General features: G+C 38.5%; 20 protein-coding genes, 1 pseudogene and 1 riboswitch. Of the genes and pseudogenes, 6 read left to right on the top strand and 15 right to left on the bottom strand.

Annotated elements, in window-relative coordinates; genetic code table 11:
• Positions 1-8: 8 nt before the first annotated feature.
• Positions 9-413 (bottom strand): globin domain-containing protein, encoded by a 405-nt coding sequence (locus GXK58_RS14190; protein ID WP_237389675.1) that lies wholly within the window; start codon positions 411-413, stop codon positions 9-11.
• Between the two features lie 136 nt (positions 414-549).
• Here GXK58_RS14190 and GXK58_RS14185 point away from each other — a divergent pair, with 136 nt between their 5' ends.
• Entirely contained in the window at positions 550-897 is a 348-nt protein-coding gene (locus tag GXK58_RS14185) for a DMT family transporter (RefSeq protein WP_160723809.1), read from the top strand.
• Between the two features lies 1 nt (position 898).
• Entirely contained in the window at positions 899-1213 is a 315-nt protein-coding gene (locus GXK58_RS14180; protein ID WP_160723808.1) for a DMT family transporter, read from the top strand.
• Positions 1214-1248: 35 nt separating this feature from the next.
• Here GXK58_RS14180 and mgrA read toward each other — a convergent pair whose 3' ends face one another.
• The 8 genes and pseudogenes from mgrA to GXK58_RS14140 form a co-directional block, all read right to left on the bottom strand.
• The gene (gene mgrA, locus GXK58_RS14175) at positions 1249-2241 is read right to left on the bottom strand and encodes an L-glyceraldehyde 3-phosphate reductase (protein WP_160723807.1); all 993 of its coding nucleotides are present in this window, start codon (positions 2239-2241) and stop codon (positions 1249-1251) included.
• A 298-nt stretch (positions 2242-2539) separates the two neighbouring features.
• Positions 2540-4009: pseudogene (locus GXK58_RS14170) on the bottom strand (SWIM zinc finger family protein); the annotation flags it as partial.
• A 20-nt stretch (positions 4010-4029) separates the two neighbouring features.
• Positions 4030-4191, bottom strand: coding sequence for an SWIM zinc finger family protein (locus GXK58_RS14165; RefSeq protein WP_160723805.1), 162 nt, complete (start codon positions 4189-4191; stop codon positions 4030-4032).
• A 111-nt stretch (positions 4192-4302) separates the two neighbouring features.
• Complete coding sequence (locus GXK58_RS14160; protein WP_160723804.1) at positions 4303-5712, bottom strand: glycoside hydrolase family 1 protein; 1410 nt, start codon at positions 5710-5712, stop codon at positions 4303-4305.
• Positions 5713-5791: 79 nt separating this feature from the next.
• Positions 5792-7225: a glycoside hydrolase family 1 protein gene (locus tag GXK58_RS14155; RefSeq protein WP_160723803.1), complete on the bottom strand. Its 1434-nt coding sequence runs from the start codon at positions 7223-7225 to the stop codon at positions 5792-5794.
• Between the two features lie 104 nt (positions 7226-7329).
• The gene (locus tag GXK58_RS14150; protein ID WP_160723802.1) at positions 7330-9198 is read right to left on the bottom strand and encodes a beta-glucoside-specific PTS transporter subunit IIABC; all 1869 of its coding nucleotides are present in this window, start codon (positions 9196-9198) and stop codon (positions 7330-7332) included.
• Positions 9199-9566: 368 nt separating this feature from the next.
• Entirely contained in the window at positions 9567-10400 is an 834-nt protein-coding gene (gene licT / locus GXK58_RS14145; RefSeq protein ID WP_160723801.1) for a BglG family transcription antiterminator LicT, read from the bottom strand.
• Between the two features lie 179 nt (positions 10401-10579).
• Positions 10580-11068 (bottom strand): hypothetical protein, encoded by a 489-nt coding sequence (locus GXK58_RS14140; RefSeq protein WP_160723800.1) that lies wholly within the window; start codon positions 11066-11068, stop codon positions 10580-10582.
• Positions 11069-11216: 148 nt separating this feature from the next.
• A riboswitch (PreQ1 riboswitch) is annotated at positions 11217-11261 on the top strand.
• A gap of 6 nt (positions 11262-11267) precedes the next feature.
• On the opposite strand from GXK58_RS14140, the gene GXK58_RS14135 reads away from it, so the two are divergent.
• From GXK58_RS14135 to GXK58_RS14125, 3 genes are all read left to right on the top strand, one after another.
• Positions 11268-11810, top strand: coding sequence for a QueT transporter family protein (locus GXK58_RS14135; RefSeq protein WP_160723799.1), 543 nt, complete (start codon positions 11268-11270; stop codon positions 11808-11810).
• 160 nt (positions 11811-11970) lie between these two features.
• The gene (locus tag GXK58_RS14130) at positions 11971-12483 is read left to right on the top strand and encodes a DinB family protein (protein ID WP_160723798.1); all 513 of its coding nucleotides are present in this window, start codon (positions 11971-11973) and stop codon (positions 12481-12483) included.
• A 188-nt stretch (positions 12484-12671) separates the two neighbouring features.
• The gene (locus GXK58_RS14125) at positions 12672-13097 is read left to right on the top strand and encodes a VOC family protein (protein ID WP_160723797.1); all 426 of its coding nucleotides are present in this window, start codon (positions 12672-12674) and stop codon (positions 13095-13097) included.
• A 163-nt stretch (positions 13098-13260) separates the two neighbouring features.
• Here the strand turns inward: GXK58_RS14125 and GXK58_RS14120 are convergent, their stop codons facing one another.
• From GXK58_RS14120 to GXK58_RS14100, 5 genes are all read right to left on the bottom strand, one after another.
• Positions 13261-14058 (bottom strand): endonuclease/exonuclease/phosphatase family protein, encoded by a 798-nt coding sequence (locus GXK58_RS14120; RefSeq protein ID WP_160723796.1) that lies wholly within the window; start codon positions 14056-14058, stop codon positions 13261-13263.
• A gap of 122 nt (positions 14059-14180) precedes the next feature.
• Positions 14181-14789: an exonuclease domain-containing protein gene (locus tag GXK58_RS14115; RefSeq protein ID WP_160723795.1), complete on the bottom strand. Its 609-nt coding sequence runs from the start codon at positions 14787-14789 to the stop codon at positions 14181-14183.
• Positions 14790-15066: 277 nt separating this feature from the next.
• The gene (locus GXK58_RS14110; protein ID WP_160723943.1) at positions 15067-15774 is read right to left on the bottom strand and encodes an MBL fold metallo-hydrolase; all 708 of its coding nucleotides are present in this window, start codon (positions 15772-15774) and stop codon (positions 15067-15069) included.
• A 112-nt stretch (positions 15775-15886) separates the two neighbouring features.
• Positions 15887-16108, bottom strand: a complete 222-nt coding sequence (locus tag GXK58_RS14105) for a hypothetical protein (protein ID WP_160723794.1) — start codon at positions 16106-16108, stop codon at positions 15887-15889.
• Positions 16109-16313: 205 nt separating this feature from the next.
• Positions 16314-16592 carry a hypothetical protein gene (locus GXK58_RS14100; protein ID WP_160723793.1) on the bottom strand — a complete coding sequence of 93 codons (279 nt, stop codon included), beginning with the start codon at positions 16590-16592 and terminating at the stop codon, positions 16314-16316.
• Positions 16593-16678: 86 nt separating this feature from the next.
• On the opposite strand from GXK58_RS14100, the gene GXK58_RS14095 reads away from it, so the two are divergent.
• Positions 16679-16855, top strand: a complete 177-nt coding sequence (locus tag GXK58_RS14095) for a hypothetical protein (RefSeq protein ID WP_160723792.1) — start codon at positions 16679-16681, stop codon at positions 16853-16855.
• Positions 16856-17274: 419 nt separating this feature from the next.
• On the opposite strand, the gene GXK58_RS14090 is transcribed toward GXK58_RS14095, so the two are convergent.
• Positions 17275-18918, bottom strand: a complete 1644-nt coding sequence (locus GXK58_RS14090) for a M4 family metallopeptidase (protein ID WP_160723942.1) — start codon at positions 18916-18918, stop codon at positions 17275-17277.
• Between the last annotated feature and the right edge of the window lie 995 nt (positions 18919-19913).

Below are 19913 nucleotides of genomic sequence, written 5' to 3'. Positions count from 1 at the left end.
TTTTTTATTTATTCACTGTCCGGAGTGTTTACCATGATTCCGGCCACTTGTGTTAATCGTTCATAAAAGGCTGGTCCTGCCGGGTTCTGATCAAGCCCGATTTCATGAAAGGCTTCTTTCATGCATTGCAGCCAGTGCTTGGCCCGTAATGGAGTCACTTCAAATGGAAGATGCCTGGCTCTCATAGCTGGCGGGCCAAATTCTTGACTATAAAGGGCTGGCCCCCCTAAAAATTGCGGCAGGAACATCCGCTGTTTTCTTTTGATCTCTTCCATATCCCCTTGGAACAATGGCGCTAATACAGGGTCTGCATAAACACGCGGATAAAAGGCGTTTACGAGCTCATCAATCGTTTCTTGACCGCCTATTTCACTGTAAAGTGATTTAAAATTATAGTCCATTAATCTCACCATCCACTTTTAAATTTCCCCTATTTAAATAATAATAAAGAAAAAAGCTGTGCAGTTTAGTGATTTGAATCACATTAAGTCTTACTAAATTTTTTGCTATTCTATTTTTTAGATGCGCAACTCCTAAGAGGTGCAAACGATGGATAAATCTTGGTTTTATGTTGCTTTAACTTGTTTGTTTGAATGGATTTGGGTATATGGCTTTAATACTGCTCACAATTGGTGGCAGTGGGCGTTGGTTATTGCCGTCATTTTTTGGGATTATCACATACTTCCTAAAGCCTGTGAAACCCTTCCAACAGGGACGGTTTATGCAATATTTGCGGGTGCCGGTACGATTGGTACGGTTTTAATGGATGTGTTCCTTTTCGGAGGAAAGATTGGTTTATGGGAAGTATTCTTTATTGTCTTCATAGTAATAGGCGTTATTGGCTTAAACCTTTCTGACAATAAGGCTGCAAAAATGGCTATGAAAGGTGCTGCATGAGATGGGCTGGTTGTTAGTATTATTGGCAGCTGTAAGTGAAGTTACAGGTGCTGTTGGTTTAAAATTATATAGTCAGCAGAAAAACATTCGGAATGGAATCCTATATATTGGCGGTTTTGGGGCTTCCCTTGTATTTTTATATGGTTCGTTTCAATTTCTGCAGCTTAGTATCGCTTATGCGGTTTGGGTTGGGATTGGGACTGCCGGTGCTGTTTTTCTCAATATGTTTTTCTTAGGAGAGTCAAAAGGCTGGGGCCGCATTTTTAGTGTGGTATTAATTATTATTGGGGTCATCGGGTTAAATGCCCTATCGTAAAAAATCTGCCAGCGGGGAGCTGGCAGATTTTATTTTTAGCTTTTTAGGATATCGTCAATTCTAGCAAGTTCTTCGCTAGTAAATTCAAGGTTGTTAAGGGCAGCAATGTTTTCTTCAATCTGGCTCACTTTGCTCGCTCCGATCAGAACGGATGTTACTTTTTCGCCGCGTAATACCCATGAAAGAGCCATTTGTGATAAGTTTTGGCCGCGTTCAACAGCTATCTCATTTAATTTAGAGATTCGTTCCACAACCTGCGTTGTGATCTGTTCCTTCCGCAAGAATTGAGATGCACCGGCAGCACGCGAGTCTGCTGGGATTCCTGTTAGATATTTATTTGTCAACAAACCTTGGGCTAACGGGCTAAAGGCAATCGATCCAACCCCATTTTCCTGTAAGACGTCTTGCAGCCCGTCTTCAATCCATCTGTTAAACATGGAATAGCTTGGCTGATGGATAAGAAGCGGTGTACCAAGTTCGTTCAGTATCTTTACTGCCTCTGCTGTTTGCTCTGCACTGTAGTTGGAAATTCCTACATAAAGCGCTTTTCCTTGACGGACAATGGAATCTAAGGCCAGCATCGTTTCTTCTAATGGAGTGTTAGGGTCAGGACGATGCGAGTAGAAAATATCTACGTAATCGAGTCCCATTCGTTTGAGGCTCTGATTCAAACTTGAAATTAGATACTTTCTAGAGCCCCATTCTCCATATGGACCAGGCCACATATAATAGCCCGCTTTTGTTGAAATCACCATTTCATCGCGATATGGTGCAAAATCTGTTTTTAGCATGCGGCCAAACATTTCTTCCGCAGAGCCTGCTGGGGGACCATAGTTATTAGCTAAGTCAAAATGGGTAATCCCTAAATCAAAGGATCTTCTAAGCATCGCTCGTCCATTTTCATATGTATCGCCGCCTCCGAAATTATGCCAAAGTCCTAAGGAAACAGCCGGAAGCAATAATCCAGAACGTCCAGTTCGGTTGTATTTCATTGTTTCATAACGATTTTCTGCAGCTTGATAAACCATAGTATCCCTCTCCTTATCAAATGTAAACCCTTCCAATATTATAATAGATTTAGAGTTTTTTCTAAAGGATTAGAACTTGGACAAAGGTATAAAATTATGGGACCTTTGATGAAGGACACTCTCATCATTCTCCGGGAAACCATTGGCCTTCATCCCCCTTATGAAGGTCACTTTCACCATTCTCCGGATAACCGTTGGCCCTCATTGTATTCAAAATAATTTTTCATAACAAAAGTACGTCCCATGTCCAACGGTTTTTCAGCCGCAAGTGTTATTTGAGCATCTAACATTTTTCCCCCTACCTTATCCTTTCTAATTCTTCCAAAAATGCCGGTCTGCGTTTATGCTTTTCTCTTAACTCGGTAATAAGATGATGGGATTGAATGGTCCCACAGGCCTTTTTATAAGTTTTAATTAAGGCACAGACTTTTCGATATTTTTTACGATCTGTGGCTTCATCGGCTGATTGATGTATATATTGGATAAAGACATCGTTTACCTCATTTAGATAATCCTTAATTAAATAAGGGTAATATTCTGTAATGACCATCTTATTGTTCTGACAATAACGTAATAGTTCAGATTTCAAATCTTCCTGAATTAAAATCGACACATAAGCGGAAGGCGGATATTTCTGTTTGCCAAATTCCTCAACAATATTTCGTAAAACCTTCTCCCATTCACTTGCAGCATATAACTCTTTTAACTTTTGATAGTATTTGAATTCATTTGTAAATAAAAGTTCCATTGCCAGGTGTTTCTGTGCCTCAGTATCACCAATCAATTCATATGCTTGATAGCGGTATTCTTTCCAATCATGAACAAGCCCGCGATACTCTTTATCCGCGATTTCCCCATCTGAACATAACTGAATTACTTTTTTATAGTCTTTTAATTCAATCTCCAAAGCAATAGCTCGTTTTCTGAATTCACTATAACGGATATTTTCATAAATAAACTTCTTAGTTGCATCCAATCCATCACACTTTTGAATGATTTCAAGCTGCAACAACTTAACTTCTTTTAAGTCATACTTAGCATTCCAGGAAGTTCCTGACTTATCTAAGAGGATATCCAATTGTTTTTCTAATTTTTTTCTTAATTCATGAAGATGAGTATAATAAGTACAAATCCTCAAAAGGTCATAGCGCCAATCACTCCAGTCGTCATATACGGCTTTCTGCGATTCTTTTAAGATGACTTCAAAAAGCTTCTTTGATTCTTTATCAGATAAAAGCTTTAAACTTGCTGAAACTGCTTTCCCTGTGATAGCTAGTGCCCAATTGATTACACTGCCAGCGGATCCATCAGAATCATCCGCATGCTGGAGCATTTTTACAACAGGAGATAAGACTGTTAGGGACAATAACACCGCATTCTGTGTATCCCCTGCATTAAGTTTCTCCTGAGCTTTTTGCAGTGTTAAGTCTGCCCCTTTTAGTGCCTGGCCAATATGACGCCAATCAATAAATCCTTTTCTTTTTGCACTAGTAATATATTCTTGAACTAACTTTTTAGCAGCGGGTATCTCGTCTTTATCTGGACTAAACTTAAAGAGCAATCTTTTTTCTAAATCTGGGAACTCCTCAGTTAATTCAAGAATCATGTTAATCAAGTCTTCTTTGTTTTGATTTACTAGGACTGAATTTACAACGCTTTTTTCTTGTTCCTCCACCATCGCTGCAGGCCTTTTGTCTCTTAATGCATAAAGAACAGCTGCCTTATGCTTACAATATTCGTTCAAGTCATACGGACAATCACAATAAGCATTGACGACGACATCACCATTTAGACAATATGAACATGGTAAACATCCGAACCATCTACTAGGGCTTTAAAATGAATGTCATCTGAAGTAGAAAGATTACGGACTTTTCCCTTTTTTAGATATGCCTCGCCTCGTTCGAGAATTTTATCCTCAATCCATTGCTCGAAATTATTCAGTTGCATACCTGTCCCTCCCAGAATAAATTATCTTTTATTCTACCATTTTCTCAACCCTGATGCCTTCTCTTAAAAGAAAAGAGCTTGTCCCAATTGGGACAAGCTCTTCATACTTTACTATAAATTTTCACCATTAGTAGCAATCAGTTCTTTATACCAATAAAAACTTTGCTTGCGAATCCGGCGTAAATCTTTTAAATCAAATTCATCACGGTTTACATAGATAAAACCGTATCGCTTAGAGCAGCCTTGGTGTGTACTGATTAAGTCAATCGCGGACCATGGGCAGAATCCAAATACCTCAACTCCATCCGTAATCGCTAATTGCATTTGCTCGATATGCTTTCCTAAGAAGTCAATACGGTAAGGGTCCTTAACTACATCGCCCTCTTCTAACTTATCGAATGCACCTAAACCATTCTCAGTTATAATTAACGGAAGGTTATAGCGGTCATAGATTTCTCTTAGAGTATTTCTGAAACCAACCGGGTCAATTTCCCAGCCAAACTCATTCTTTTTCAAGTTCGGATTGGTTGCACCTTTATAGACCCCAGGTTCGCCAACTGTAATATGCTGGTCTCCGGTATTACCTAAATCTGAGCCGTCTCCCTCACTTGCCGCCACTGTTTGTGAAGTATAGTAGTTAAAAGCAATAAAGTCAGGCTTCGCGCTCGCTAAAACTTCCATGTCGCCATCAAGAATGGTTGGAACATAGCCTTTTTCTTCAAAGTAATTCCATGCAGTTGTATTATAGCGGCCAAAAGCAGCCATATCTAGATATAGCCAGTTGCGGATAGCTGAATAAGTTTGAGCAGCCATAATATCCTCCGGCTTAGAGCTGGCTGGATAGATGGATACAATGTTCGGTGCCGGACCAATTTTTGCTTTTGGCAGCATTTGATGGCACAAGTTCATTGCCTTAGCCTGTGCGACAAGCATGTGATGGTTTTGTTGATATAATTCTTTCTTAGGGTTTTCTAGATTAGGATCAACCGTTCCAATCGCATCACCATGAAGGATCATCATATTTTGCTCGTTGATGGTCAACCAATAGTTCACGCGGTCACCGAAGTTTTCGAATAGGGTTTGAGCATAGACCTCAAACGCATCAATTGTTTCCCGGTTCGACCAGCCGCCTTTTTGCTGAAGAGCATATGGCAGGTCAAAATGGTACATCGTCACAATCGGTTCGATTCCATGTGAGACGATTTCATTGATTAAATTATTGTAAAACTCAATTCCCTTTTGGTTCAATTCACCAGAGCCGTTTGGATAGATTCTGGTCCAAGCAATCGAGAAGCGATAGGCTTTGAATCCCATTTCCGCCAATAGTGCAATATCCTCTTTGTAATGATGGTAATGGTCGCTGGCTACTTTAAAGTCAGTTGTACCTTCTGGATATTTGGCCATATCAATAACAGACGGGCCTTTTCCATCTTCATTCCAAGCTCCTTCGATTTGATATGCTGATGTCGAACCGCCCCAGAAGAAATCTTTTGGGAAAGGTTTAAGTTTATTGTGTTTCATATTCAGAACCTCCACTTAAATTTATTTTTAAAAAAGGAAAAGCCGGAAGCCAAATAAGGCTTACCGGCAAGCAGTAGTATTAAAGTTGTTCACCATTAGTGGCAATAACATCTTTATACCAGTAGAAAGACTTTTTCTTGCTGCGCTCTAATGTTCCGCTGCCGTCGTCGTGTCGATCAACATAAATAAATCCATAACGTTTAGACATTTCACCAGTTGAAGCACTCACAAGGTCGATACAACCCCAAGGAGTATATCCCATTAGGTTAACACCATCTTCGATTGCTTCACCCATTGCTTTAATATGGTCTCTTAAATAATCAATACGATAGTCATCATTGATGGAGCCATCTGCTTCTACTTCATCCTTTGCTCCAAGTCCATTTTCTACAATGAATAATGGTACTTGATAGCGGTCATAAAGTTTGTTTAACGAGATTCGAAGACCCTCTGGGTCAATCTCCCAGCCCCAGTCACTTGCCTTAAGGAATGGGTTTTTCACACCCCCGATAATGTTACCAGATGCACCTTCTTCGTTCTCTTTTGTTTTCTTTTCAGTACGGGACATGTAATAACTAAATCCGATGTAATCAACCGTACCTTCTTTGATGATTTCCAAATCGCCTTCTTGGATGTCTAATGTAATGCCATTTTCCTTGAAGTAACGTTTGGCAAACTCAGGATATTCCCCACGTACTTGGACATCTCCACAATAGTAGTTAAAGATTTGCTCTTCTCTTAACGCATACATCACATTTTCAGGATTGCTATCGTAAGCATACACTGGGGCATAAACAAGCATACATCCGATTTGCGAACCAGGGATGATTTCGTGTCCGATTTTAACAGCTAACGCACTAGCTACAAATTGATGGTGTAGTCCTTGGAAGCTTTCTTGCAGGCGCGCTTCTTCGCTTGAAGCAGAGAACCCTAAGCCAAACAGCGGGAAGTGTGTCGCACCATTAATTTCGTTAAAAGTCATCCAATACTTTACTTTATTTTTATAACGATCAAAAATGGTTCTAACGTAACGCTCAAAGAAACCAATCAGCTTGCGATTTTTCCAAGCACCATATTCTTTTATAAGGTGTAATGGTGTTTCATAGTGAGAAATCGTTACAACTGGTTCAATTCCATGTTTGTGCAATTCATCAAATACACGGTCATAAAAAGCTAAACCTTCTTCATTTGGAGTTTCTTCATCCCCATTTGGAAAAATACGTGACCACGCAATTGACAGACGGAATACTTTAAAGCCCATTTCCGCAAAAAGAGCAATGTCGTCTTTATAGCGGTGGTAAAAATCGATTCCTTCGTGGTTTGGATAGTGGTATTTATCTGCTTCTATCTCATAATTGAAACCAGGTTTCATAAGAAGTTCTAAACGAACTTTCCCGCCAGGGAGTACGTCGGCCAGGTTTAAACCTTTGCCCCCTTCTTGATATGCTCCTTCTAATTGGTTTGCAGCGGTTGCTCCGCCCCATAAAAAGCCTTCTGGAAATTTGCGATTCATAATAAGTCACCTCATAGTTTTTTATAAAGTCCATTAGTTAGGGTTAGTAAACAAACGAAATAATATGTAGAATGTCAGGGGAAAATGGATTCCCCTAACTAAGTTTACTGCAATGCTAGGAATGCTTCTCGTGTATTGATTTTTCCTTGTTTAACTGGCTCAATTACCTGGTAACGGTCAGGATTTGTAATGATGACTGGAGTAATTAAGTCATATCCTTCTGCCTTAATGGCATCCATATCGAAAGTTACAAGCGTTTGGCCCACTTCAACAAAGTCGCCGTCTTTTACATGTGCTGTGAAATGTTTTCCTTCAAGTCTTACAGTTTCTAAACCAACATGGATTAAGATTTCTGCTCCATTATCACTTGTAATACCGATGGCGTGCTTTGTTTTAAATATAGTTGTGATTCTTCCAGTAACAGGAGAGACAACTTTACCTTCCTGCGGCTGGATCGCTAAACCTTGACCCATAATTCCTGTTGAAAACGTTGGGTCATTAACTTCGCTTAATGGTTTTACTTCACCTTTTAACGGGCTGAATACTTTTTCTGCTGCTACAACTAATTCAGGCTTAGTGTCAACTTCAGAAGTTTCTGTCTCTGTTGTAGTTTCTTGCTCTTCTTCACCTTCAACGTCCTCAAATCCCATAAGGTATGCTGCAACTGCACCAGCTGCGAAGGCGATTGGGAATCCTAAAGCTGCCAAGACAAATGTGTCACCGACAAAAGATGCTAATCCTGGTAAACCAGCGTTACCGCCAAGGATAAAGTATTTTACACCAAGAGCACTGTAGTATGCTCCACCAACGGCTCCACCGATAAGACCACCAATAAATGGTTTCTTAAGGCGCATGTTGACACCGTACATAGCCGGCTCGGTAACACCCATAACAGCAGTTAAGCTAGTAGTCATTGCTAAAGATTTAAAAGATTTGTTTTTAGAACGTAAGGATACAGCAAATGTTGCTCCAGCCTGTCCCATGTTTGCCATAAACATTGAAGGCATAATAACATCATAACCTTTAGTTGCAATATTGTTCATGGCAATTGGTAAAAATGCATAGTGCATACCTGTCATAATGATTAATGACCATGTACCGCCTAAAATCGCTCCTGCTAATATACCTGCGTGATCAAATAATGCTCCTACTCCTGCAGATAACCAGTTTCCGATAATCGAACCTAATGGACCTACGGCAATTAAAGTAACTGGAACAACAATCAATAATGTTAATGTTGGGACGAAGATCAGTTTAAACATGCTAGGAATAATACGGTCAACCCATTTTTCTACGTATGCTGCAATCCAGATGGCAAGCAATATCGGAATAACAGTTGAAGAATAAGTAACAGCAGTTACTGGAAGACCTAGGAAGTGAACCGGCTTACCTGCAGCTAATAATGCTGTTATCGTCGGATGTAACAACGCTGCTCCAATTGCTGCTGCCACATAAACGTTACTTCCAAATTTTCTAGCTGCACTTACTGCTAGTATGATTGGCAAGAAATAAAAGGCACCATCGCCAATCGCATTTAAGATTGTGTAAACCTGACTCGTATTTGTTAACCAACCGAAAGTAAGAGCAATCGCTAAAATCCCTTTGATCATACCAGCACCAGCAATTGCTGGGAGAATTGGTGTGAACGTTCCTGAGATTACATCGAATATTGCATTGATTGGATTTTGTTTCTTCCCAGATTGCTGCTTTGACTTGCTATCCATCTTAATCGCACTGTTTTCTAAAATAGCGTTATATACTTTCGGAACATCATTTCCGATAATAATCTGGAACTGGTCACCGCTTATATTCGTACCCATGATTCCAGGAACTTTTTCTAATGTCTTACGGTCTACCTTACTTTGATCATGTAAATTGAAACGTAATCTGGTCATACAGTGAATAACATTTTGAACGTTGCCTTCACCGCCGACTAATTCAACGATGCTTATTGCAGTTTTTTTGTAGTCCATGCTGTGTTTCCTCCTGATTTTTTGTAAAAAAATAACCTGAGTAACAAGAGATAGATTTGACTCCAATGGTCACTACTCATGTTCCTCAGGTTTTGCCTGCATTACCAGTAACAATCCTGTTTTAACTATTAAACTTGTAAATTTTCTCGAAGCCATTTGTAAGTTCTGGCCAGTTCCTACAACTGATGTACTTCGACTTAGGAATAAAAAAAACCTAAATTGTACACCACACCTATAAAAGATATGGCTCTACAATTTAGGTTTTGCCTGCGTTATCAGTAACAATCCTAATAAATTAATATTAATTTGTGAATTCATAATAGCACACGCTTTCAATAGAAGTCAACGCTTTCTTTCAAAAAAAAATTTTAGGATCTATTTACAACTCGTTCAATATGGATCGTAAGATAGGCCATTTCTTCTTTTGTCAGCTGATGGTTATGTGTTTTTTCAATAAAATCACGGATTTTCTCTACACATGCAAAGGCTTCTTTTTGCTTTTCTTTAACCATCTCATAGAGAAAGTCATCCTCGTTATTATAAGGAGCATCCGTATATAAACGCTGCGCAAAAAATTTGAGATGAGTAAGAAAGCGGAAGTAGTTCAATGATTCCTCAGCAAGCTCAATTTTAAAATGATATTTAACAATATTTAAAATGTCTTGGATGAGTTTAGTCATATTAACGACGTTCGGCATTTCCTCGTTTAACTCAGCGTTAACTATATGCATAGCGATGAATCCGGCTTCATCTTCGGGAAGGGTAATCCCGAGCTGGTCTTTTATCTTTGTTAATGCCTTTAAACCGACCGCATATTCATCAGCATAAATTCGTTTGATTTCCCAAAGGAGCGGGTTGGAAATCTGTAACCCTTTTTTCTCTCTCTCAATGGCAAAATTAATATGATCGGTTAAAGATACATAGATGCTATCATTCAATTTTTCCCCCAGCTTTTCTTTCGCATAGGAAATGATCCGTTCAGATATATCCATGTATTCCATCGGGACATCATACAAAAGTGTTTTGAATTTTTCAGAGACATCCTTATTATCTAATTTAAAGGTCTTCTCGATCTTTGATTCGTCCACAAGGTCACCTGGTCTTTTTTGAAACGCAATTCCCCTTCCCATAATCACAAGTTCTTTATTATGGGAATCAATGACGCTTATGACATTGTTATTAATTACTTTTGCGATTTTCATGTCAATCACCTCTAAAAAATAAAAACCTAAAACTAACAAAGTTGAAATTAGTCTTAGGTTTTGCCTGATTTAACAGTAACAATCCTATAATATAAAAATTAAATTAATAAAATCTTAACATCAAATAAAAAGACAAGCAATAATTAAACGAATCGCAGATAGGAAAATCTGCTCTTGTTTTAAGGAAGAATTCTTTGGATTAATGATTTAGGCTTCTTACGAATTTTTTCAACCATGAACTGAAAAACGTACATGAGGACGGATTTTGCCATAAATAAGATTCCCATTTGGTAATGCTTCATTCGGATAAGAGAGATAATCCCCATCCTCTTTAAGGCAAACATTCCAGGATAAACAAACAATACGTCCGTAACTAAGTTCACGATAAGATAGCGAAAAAAATTTCCAAAAGTAAATTTGAGAATCCAAATCGAACCAATCAGAAATGGACCTATAAGGAAAGGTAATTCACCCATGACATTAGGAATCAGCTTATCGTAAAATTTCCACCAGACTCGTTTTTTTGCTAATATGCTTTCCACAGAAATCCAAACCGTTATAAAAAAGGCAGCAGGCAAAAAACGCTTAAAGTTCTTTTTCCCTAACATAGGTACTGATAACCACGGCACCAGCATGATTACAAACAGAAACATTTTATTATATTTCATATTAGCCATTCCTTTTTTATTCTTAATATGCACCAACTTTGATGGTATTATTTACTATTTCGCCAATTCAATTGAGTCGGTATAGCAAAATAATGTCATTGACCGATGATTTTTTTTATAATATTATATTAATTTGCAAGTATTATAAATAAACGTGGTTCGAAAACCTCCCACGTAAAAAAACTAAGGAGAAATGAATATGGAGAAAATTGTGCAGCCGGCAAGTTCGAATGCCTCACCTGAGAAAGTGCACAACAGCGTGCAGGGAATTGTCGTTAATGGGATTATTGCAGCATTGTACATTGCAGTTTCTGCCTTAATTCAACCGTTTGGGTTTACCCAAGTACAGTTCCGTGTCTCAGAGATGTTTAATCACTTAGTCGTTTTTAATAAAAAATATGTTTACGGGATTGTATTAGGTGTTTTGTTAACAAATTTATTCTTTTCACCCATGAAAGCTTATGATCTCGTATTTGGGGTCGGCCAGTCGGTGATTGCTTTAGTAATTACGATTGTTTGTTCAAGGTTCATCAAGGGAATCTGGGCTAGAATGATGATTAATACACTTGTTTTCACATTCACTATGTTTTTAATTGCACTAGAACTTCATTTAGCATTTGATCTGCCCTTTCTATTTACATGGCTTACCACAGCTGTAGGTGAATTGGTTGTTATGGCAGTTGGTATGCCGGTGATGTATGCCCTAAATAAACGAATCCATTTTGAAAAAATGGTTAAATAGTTGAAGAGTTGCTGCTATTAGCGGCAGCTCTTTTCTTTTAGATTTATTAATAACAGTGGCAGTCTTATTATTATATAAGTAGGCAGATGGGTGGCTTTCTAATAGTTGAAAAATTATAATAAATCCGTAGAAAAACGTTATAGACTAAGGGGGAAAAGAGATGGTTCAGCGTCCAGAGGCGAAAGAATTCCCAAAATATTATGTTCCATATGTAAATTTAGTACCTGATGGGGATTTGCTGGAGATTTTGAAAGAAAATTTGTTGAAAACCACTGCATTATTTGAACGCTTATCCGAAGAAAACGGACTGCACCGCTATGCAGCTGGGAAGTGGAGTTTAAAAGAAGTTCTTGGACATATGACGGATACAGAAAGGATTATGAGCTATCGTCTTTTACGGGTTGCCCGTGGTGACAAAACACCATTACCCGGTTTTAACGAGAACGACTATATAGCCGAATCAAACTTTAATGAGCTTCCCATTCAGCAGCTCATCCAAGACTTTACAGCCGTTCGTCAGGCTGCAATGACACTGATTACCAATTTACCAAAAAACACTTGGAAGAAAACAGGATTCGCCAACAACACAGAAATCTCCGCCCAAGCCATTGCCTACATCATCGCCGGACACGCACTCCACCATCTAAAAATAATAAACGAACGGTACCTATAGTAATAATGGTGACAGGCACCATTATTACTGTGAACGAATGTCTTTTGTTTTATAATTGAAATATCGGTAATAATAGGAAGTGGAATTAATGGGCTTGAGGGTCAATGATTGATCATCATTCCTAATTTTCTTACTCTTACTTATCGATGGATAAGATTTCATTATAGCCTAAGGAGCTGAAAATTTTTATGACTTTACGTTTGATTCCCTATTTAGTGATGGATGGAAATGCAAAAGAAGCCATCGAATTCTATCAGAATGCTTTGGATGCCCAGGTTTTATTCAGCCAATCTTTCGGAGAAATGCCAGAGAATCCTGAATTTCCTATGCCGGCAGAGGCAAAAAATCGTGTGAGTCATGCAACAATCAAAGTGGGTGAAACGGAAGTAATGCTGTCCGACACATTCCCTGGCACACCACATCAGAGCGGTAATCAGGTAACGATCTGTATTTCAACTAATGATGCCGACCAGGCACACAAGTTCTTTGATGCTTTAAAGGAAGGCGGCCATGTAGGGATGCCGCTGCAAGAAACCTTCTTTAGTCCTGCTTATGGCAGTGTTACCGATAAGTTCGGGATCAATTTCCAAATATTCACTGAGGGCAGACAATAATCCATTTGTGGGCACGGCCTTAAAGAAATAAAACATCCAGCTTAGGTATTTATACATAATAGAAATACAAAAAAACCGGCTTAGCGTGCAGTTTAATAGGCAGCGCGGCCGGTTTTTGCTATTTGAAAGAATTAATTTTTTAAATGCAAGGGTTTGAGTCAGCTTATAAGTTAACTTTTGCCTCTACTCCAAAGTGATCAGATACAACCATTTTATTCTTATTGTTAAAAATTACGTTAGAATACTCTACCTTAACTGGTTTATTGGATAGGATTAAATCGATTCTCAGATCTTGCTTATTGTTGCTCCAGCCGGCGATCTTTCCTTTTACAGTGATGCCATCATCCTTTTCCTCTGCAAGATGGTACGTATCATAAAGACCATGATCTAACAAATACTCATACCCCTCTCCTTTTAAGGAAACATCATTGTTAAAATCCCCCATCAAAAAGAAATGCTCATCCCAATTCAAATTCTTGAACATCTTGTCAGCTTGTGCCTTAAAAGGTTCAACTTCATCATGCCACCAACCCATATGGCAAGAATAAAAAGTATAAGGTTTGTCCTTGTACTTAATTGTTGCACCTAAAATTCTTCTTGTTTTCCAGTTTGTTTCATACTCCTCACTTTGCGATACAAAGAAGGATTGGTGCTGAATGATTGGGTGTTTGGTGAGGACAGCTACCCCTTCTTCATAGGTTCCTTTTTTGATATAATGAGTCAAATCCCACACCATTGAATATTCGTCATTACCACGCTTCTTAAGTTCCTGTAACAAAACGTAAACGTAATTATTTTTCTTTACTTTCCCATCCACATACTCATCAGCTATTGCTTGGCTCACCTCTTGCAAGGCAATAACATCATAAGAATGTTCGATTATAGTTTCTGCTAAATGCGCAATCTTATCATATTGATGTTCCTCATGCCAAGAATGACAGTTTAATGTTAAGAGTTTCATATTCACCCTACCCCGATGTAATTTTACATAGTGAATATTCTAACATATAAGTTGGACGTATTAAATCAAAGAGCCTCCACATATTGGCATTGTGTTTATATCACTAATGGTGACAGGCACCATTAACCAAGTTTGGTTCGGGCTGTGGCTGGCTGATATTTTCTCATTGGTCCTTTTTCGAGGACTTCTTGGAGATAAAGGTTTCCTTTTGGGCTTGTTTGCTTTAGCAGGTCCATTAGGTATGTAATATCATCAAGTGCTCTATGTGTTTGATAATCTGTGATATTATGGGCCTGTAATAGTGTCAGTAGTTTTCCGTTTGGAAATCCATAGTTCTTCCATGGAATATTTCTCATCGTGCAATACCACTTTAAATCATTTACTTCAGGATACATTTGGTACAGAAAACTGCGGTCAAATGATGCATTATGGGCGAACACCGAATCGGCCCGATGGAAATACGTCTTGATTTTTACATCATAAAAGCTTTTGCCTATCACTGATTCAAATGGAATCCCATGAACTCTAAAAGCAGTATCATAATTATTCCGGGCTGTCCTGGATAAGGGTTCGCGCAGGAAGGAGTCTTCCTCGATAATCTCGAGGATTTCACCTGTTTCCTTCCGGTAGGTGAATAATTTAAGGGCTAGTTCAATAACTTCGTCTTTTGTCGGCCCCAATCCGGTTGTCTCTACGTCCAAAACTAATCCATACTGTTCCGTTCGTTTCATAATGATCATTCCTTTATTCCTTAATATAAGTTATAAACATTATAACAAAGCCCCAGCTATTAAAACACATCCATTCTTTGGATAAAAAAAGGGACATTCCTCTACAGAAGAATGCCTTTCATGTGTTACAAACTGTTTCAACTTAAACATCCGTTACCTTTCAAATATCCCTTCAGCGGCTGCCTTAACCTTATCTACCGCTTTCCAGTCCATTAAAAATGCCTGGATGATCAGTGTCAGACTATCATCTATATCTACATCCAATTTATATCATCCTTTAGCCAATTCTCCGTTTGAACTCATTTACCGCTTGTTCCATCATACTCATAGGGTGTTCCACCATTTCACCGTGGCCTACTGCTAGTAGTTTTGGTTCGAAACTTAGCAGTTTTTTTGCACTAGCTAAAGCTGTTTTCTTACTCCATGTACCGAACGCCGGAAATGGGAACCATGGTTTTAAATCCCCGGCAACCGCCATTCCTCCTCTCGTTTGAAAGGCATCGCCTGCAATAAGAGCGTCTGTCCGCTTATCAAGAAATGACATCGATCCAGGGGTATGACCCGGTGTTTCAATTGCCGTTAATGAACCAACTAAATCTCCTTCCTTGAGTAAGAGAGCAGCCCGGGTTTTTAATGTTTTCGGTACGCCTCCTTTAATTGGAGTTTGATCCTCATGAGAATCAAGTGAACGGTCATTGTTCATTAGTCTATAATCACGGGATGAGATATAAACAGGAACCTCAGGGCAGGATTCTTTTATCGAATCAAGTGCACCTACATGGTCTTCATGGGCATGTGTCAAAACAATTTTTGTAATTGGTTTCCCGATGGTGTCAGTTGCCTTCAAAATACCTTTGGCACAAAAACCAAGTGCGGCATCAATTAACGTTAACCCATCGTCTTCTTCCACCAAATAACAATTTACCGGAAAAATTTTCGCCATAAATGTTACTTGATAAACATAACCTTTTTTAATCAGCCTCATTAATACCATCTCCTTAAAACTAATAATATTAGTTAAATCAACAGTTATTTTCATTCTATACAAAAAAAGCGCCTCCTTTCTTTTTAAAGAGGGAGACGCTTGTATAATCCGTTTAATAGCTATTTTCTTCATTTAGCTCTTGTTTATTTACATACCAGTTTGTAACTTGCGTAAGAATGGCATAGATAAAAAAGAAATTCATAGCCCAGACATTAATGAATGGTGTAATACCGCCATATTCAATAGTTTCATAGCCTTTTAATTTCATTACGATCATCGATTCGATAAAAATTAAAACAAAACCAACTACACCCGCAACACCTGCTTTTACCATCAGCCAATCCCTCCGATTTTCCTTCAACATTTTTTATCTTAATTAAAAACCAACAAAATGAATTTTCGACAATTTTGTGAACGCTTATAATTCTATTATATGTAATTATTCAATAAACACAACTATTTAAAAGTAAAAAAGGTGCCTGACACCCTACGGGTGTCAGGCATGTTTTTTACCTTGGGAAAATGTTAATTAGTGTGGGTTATCTATGGCCTGGGTTGTACGTGCCATGACCGTGGTGGTAACCATGTCCTGGATAATAGGTGCCATGACCATGATGGTAACCGTGGCCAGGGTAATAACCTCCATGGCCATGATGGTAGCCGTGGCCAGGATAATAGCCCCCATGGCCTTGATGATAGCCATGACCTGGATATCCTGGATAATAGCCGCCGTGACCATGATGATAACCTTGACCCGGATAATAACCCCCTTGGCCATGATGATAGCTTTGACCCGGACTTCCATATTGTCTTTCCATTTGCAATCCCTCCTTAGACTAGATGTAAACAGTGTATGTCTATATTTTGAATTTGGAACAGATACACGCCTAGAACAGCAGGGAACATGTTAAAGTACATTTATCAGGATGCTTTTTTAATCGAGGTTAAATACTTGAAGAAAAGTCACTTTATTGACGTTAGCCCCTATATTAAGAAACGTTTCCATCAATATGTTGGCGGTATTTTAGCGGAGGAATCTAAGCGGTATAGTATTCACCGTTTATGGCCGAAGTTGTATTAAAGTGCCAAAAACCATCTAATCCATAATCTTCACAACTTCCACATAAGTTCTGCATAACTTCTACATATGTTTTTCTTATGATATAAGTAACTTAATTAAGAAATAGTTCGGTAGAACTTATTTCTTAAACTTCCCATAATTTGATTGGTGAATTTCACCAGTCTATTTTTTTGCTTTCAAAATCAAATCTTCACAACTTCCACACAACTTCCTCGTATTTTCCACACAAGTTTTCACTATCATAAAGATAACTTAATTAGGAAATAAGTTCGAAGAGCTCATTTCTTAAAACTTCCCATTTGATAGATTGGTGCCGACACCAATCTATTTTTTTGGTGCCTGTCACCATTTCTACTATACGCATGATAGAAAAAAGAGTCAGTCATTACAGTTTGTAATGCTGACTCTCATACAAATATTTAGTTAACTCCTACTTGATTCCAGGCTGAGGCCACGGCGTTGTACTGGGTGCTGCCTGTTCCGTATAGGTCTGCAGCGGCTGCGAGCAGGGAGGCGCGGGCATCGCTGAAGTTACTTTGTGGGTTTAGATACACGGTAAGGGCACGATAGTAGATTTTCTCTGCAACCGCTGTCCCTAAACTAGAAATGGTTAAATAAGCGGCTTTGTTTGGAATACCACTATTCGTATGCACCCCGCCATTATCAGAAGTGGTATTCACATATTTGCTCATATGATCAGGCTGTCCATAAAGAGTTGGGTTGGATAAGCTGCGAAGGGCATCTCCCGACTTACTTGGAGTATAGACATCTTCTCCTACTAAATAATCTCCTTTATCTAAAAACACCCCAAACGTATCAGAAATAGACTCATTTAAAGCCCCTGACTGATTCACATAATCTAAACCTGCTGTTCTTTCCGTGACAGCATGTGTTAATTCATGGGCAACAACATCTAAAGCGCCTGATAATGGTCTAAAAGTGACTCCGTCTCCATCCCCATAAACCATTTGCGAACCATTCCAGAAAGCATTATTGTAATTTCTGCTATAGTGCACGGTCGAACGAATCGTTGCCCCATTGTTATCGAAGCTATTTCGATTAAATGTATTTTTATAATAGTCATAGACTTTACCGGCGTAATAGTTTGCGTCAACATCGGCTCCTTGGGATGCAGCATAGAATTTATTATCCGCATCCACTGAGTAGCTGCCTGGTAAGATCGATCTGCTTTGTGCGGTCCTAGTTTCAATTACTCCTGCCATCGGTTTCGTTACATCATATAAATAATAAGTACTGCTTGAGTAATAGGTATTGAGAGTTTTATAGTCTCCTAATACACCATATCCAGAACCTGTAGTACCTGCATCTGCTACCGCATTATAAGAATTTAACACATTCCCATTCACTGCATCGACATAAATCACCCAGTTAGCTCCGTAAGGCTGGATGAATTGCAGGTTCGTTTTATAAGCCAGATAGAAATTGTTTTCTTTTTTATATACAACCAATTCTGCCTTCTCTACAGTATCCTCAAATTTCGTACCGGTTGGACCAGCTTCTGCGTTTGTTAAAGTTTCCTCTTTTGTTAGATTTATAGAATCCCACGCCTTAGATAAAGCAGCATCCTTAGTAAGCTGCGCTTTCAAATTCCCCTTAAAATAAGCAGATGCAGCTGGGAAAACATCGCCGTTAATCGCTGTAATGACCCCATTTTTATCGGTATGCACCTTAAATTTCGCCCCATCTACAGGAATTCCCTGGACAGATTGAACAAAATCATAGTGTTTGCTGCCAAGCTCATCCGTTTGTACATCCAATAGGGTTAAATCTTTATCTGCATCTAGTTGATATAGTTGTTTGTTTTCTTTTAAAAATTGCTTTACGGCTGCTTGATCTTTATAAGCTTTAGTAGATAGCTTACCGTGGACGAAAGAAGGAACGGTTTGCCCCTTTTTCCAAGTTACCTTTGCATCTTTGCCAAACTGGTTCGCATCTTTAGTAACCGTCACATTATACGGAATAGTATTGGCGGCAGCCGTAATCGGCAGTACTGATCCAACCGTTAATCCTAATGCAAGCATGATAGATGTTCTCTTCTTCATCATTCCTCAAGCCTCCTAATGATCTCTTTTTTTGTTGCAAAAATATCATATCACGCTGACACACCGAGCATAATTGGGAAAAAAAACGGCTGAAAAATGGGAAGGCACCTATCTTTTTAAAAAAACTAGTAAAAATCCCAAGGCTGGTATTTACTAGCCTTGGGAAAAAAATAAAAACTCCATTAGAGTTAATGAAGTTTTTGGTTCTTTTTTGATAGTAAGATCTTTTCCATCCCTTTATTAATTAGATAATTTCCCACTAAAAAGATAGCAATACAAATAAACACTGACCACAAACCCAGCTTGCTTAAATAAATATTGCCCATAAAAATAATGAGCAAGAGCCATCCGCATTTAGCCAGCCAATAGAGGAAGTACATGAACTCCATCCTTTCGGTAAAATCTTATCTCTATATTCTCTGAAATTACTTAAATTTACAATTATATGGTTTCCACTACTTCCCCTGTTATTTCAAATCACAGCCAATTTTTCCTTCCACATGTAAATGAGGTCTTTATTTTCATAAAATCATACATGAGCGCCGCTTTCCTGCCCTTTTCCGTATGACGATTTATCTTAGGCCGGAGACACTCCATAAATTCTTTATCACATTCACAAGATGAGCCGCCTCTACTCAAACAATGATCATGTTTCTGGCAGCAGCTATCTACATCATTAATGGGATCATCGGGTCCGCTGCAACCCGGTCCACACCAATTATACCCAGGAAAAATACACCAAGAACAAGATTTTCTTTTCCTCTTATTTTGCATCCTAACACCTCCCTGACCTCTCTTAATTAGGGTATGAAAAGATGATTTGGATGTGCTAGCCAAAATTCCTAATTTAATAGAGAGAAAAAGAAAATTTTCTATTTTCATATAATAATTTATTTGATATAACTAACTTGACAACTATCACATTTATTAAAAAATGACAAAGTACCAAGAAAAACATTAAATTTTTTTCCAAAGTCCGTTCGATGCTGTATCAA

Origin of the sequence: Bacillus sp. USDA818B3_A (assembly GCF_009928415.1) — a bacterium.
Lineage (GTDB): Bacteria > Bacillota > Bacilli > Bacillales > Cytobacillaceae > Neobacillus.
The sequence above is the reverse complement of the archived record's forward strand: the minus strand, read 5'-3'. Positions and strand labels throughout refer to the sequence as shown.

Coding starts and splice junctions, on each gene's coding strand:
- GXK58_RS14130 (WP_160723798.1), top strand. CDS start 11,971: ATGGTTCAGCGTCCAGAGGCGAAAGAATTCCCAAAATATTATGTTCCA.
- GXK58_RS14160 (WP_160723804.1), bottom strand. CDS start 5,712: ATGAAACACAATAAACTTAAACCTTTCCCAAAAGATTTCTTCTGGGGC.
- licT (WP_160723801.1), bottom strand. CDS start 10,400: ATGAAAATCGCAAAAGTAATTAATAACAATGTCATAAGCGTCATTGAT.
- GXK58_RS14190 (WP_237389675.1), bottom strand. CDS start 413: ATGGTGAGATTAATGGACTATAATTTTAAATCACTTTACAGTGAAATA.
- GXK58_RS14090 (WP_160723942.1), bottom strand. CDS start 18,918: ATGAAGAAGAGAACATCTATCATGCTTGCATTAGGATTAACGGTTGGA.
- GXK58_RS14120 (WP_160723796.1), bottom strand. CDS start 14,058: ATGAAACTCTTAACATTAAACTGTCATTCTTGGCATGAGGAACATCAA.
- GXK58_RS14105 (WP_160723794.1), bottom strand. CDS start 16,108: ATGGTAAAAGCAGGTGTTGCGGGTGTAGTTGGTTTTGTTTTAATTTTT.
- GXK58_RS14115 (WP_160723795.1), bottom strand. CDS start 14,789: ATGAAACGAACGGAACAGTATGGATTAGTTTTGGACGTAGAGACAACC.
- GXK58_RS14125 (WP_160723797.1), top strand. CDS start 12,672: ATGACTTTACGTTTGATTCCCTATTTAGTGATGGATGGAAATGCAAAA.
- GXK58_RS14110 (WP_160723943.1), bottom strand. CDS start 15,774: ATGAGGCTGATTAAAAAAGGTTATGTTTATCAAGTAACATTTATGGCG.
- GXK58_RS14185 (WP_160723809.1), top strand. CDS start 550: ATGGATAAATCTTGGTTTTATGTTGCTTTAACTTGTTTGTTTGAATGG.
- GXK58_RS14140 (WP_160723800.1), bottom strand. CDS start 11,068: ATGAAATATAATAAAATGTTTCTGTTTGTAATCATGCTGGTGCCGTGG.
- GXK58_RS14155 (WP_160723803.1), bottom strand. CDS start 7,225: ATGAATCGCAAATTTCCAGAAGGCTTTTTATGGGGCGGAGCAACCGCT.
- GXK58_RS14100 (WP_160723793.1), bottom strand. CDS start 16,592: ATGGAAAGACAATATGGAAGTCCGGGTCAAAGCTATCATCATGGCCAA.
- mgrA (WP_160723807.1), bottom strand. CDS start 2,241: ATGGTTTATCAAGCTGCAGAAAATCGTTATGAAACAATGAAATACAAC.
- GXK58_RS14165 (WP_160723805.1), bottom strand. CDS start 4,191: ATGCAACTGAATAATTTCGAGCAATGGATTGAGGATAAAATTCTCGAA.
- GXK58_RS14095 (WP_160723792.1), top strand. CDS start 16,679: ATGTTAAAGTACATTTATCAGGATGCTTTTTTAATCGAGGTTAAATAC.
- GXK58_RS14150 (WP_160723802.1), bottom strand. CDS start 9,198: ATGGACTACAAAAAAACTGCAATAAGCATCGTTGAATTAGTCGGCGGT.
- GXK58_RS14180 (WP_160723808.1), top strand. CDS start 899: ATGGGCTGGTTGTTAGTATTATTGGCAGCTGTAAGTGAAGTTACAGGT.
- GXK58_RS14135 (WP_160723799.1), top strand. CDS start 11,268: ATGGAGAAAATTGTGCAGCCGGCAAGTTCGAATGCCTCACCTGAGAAA.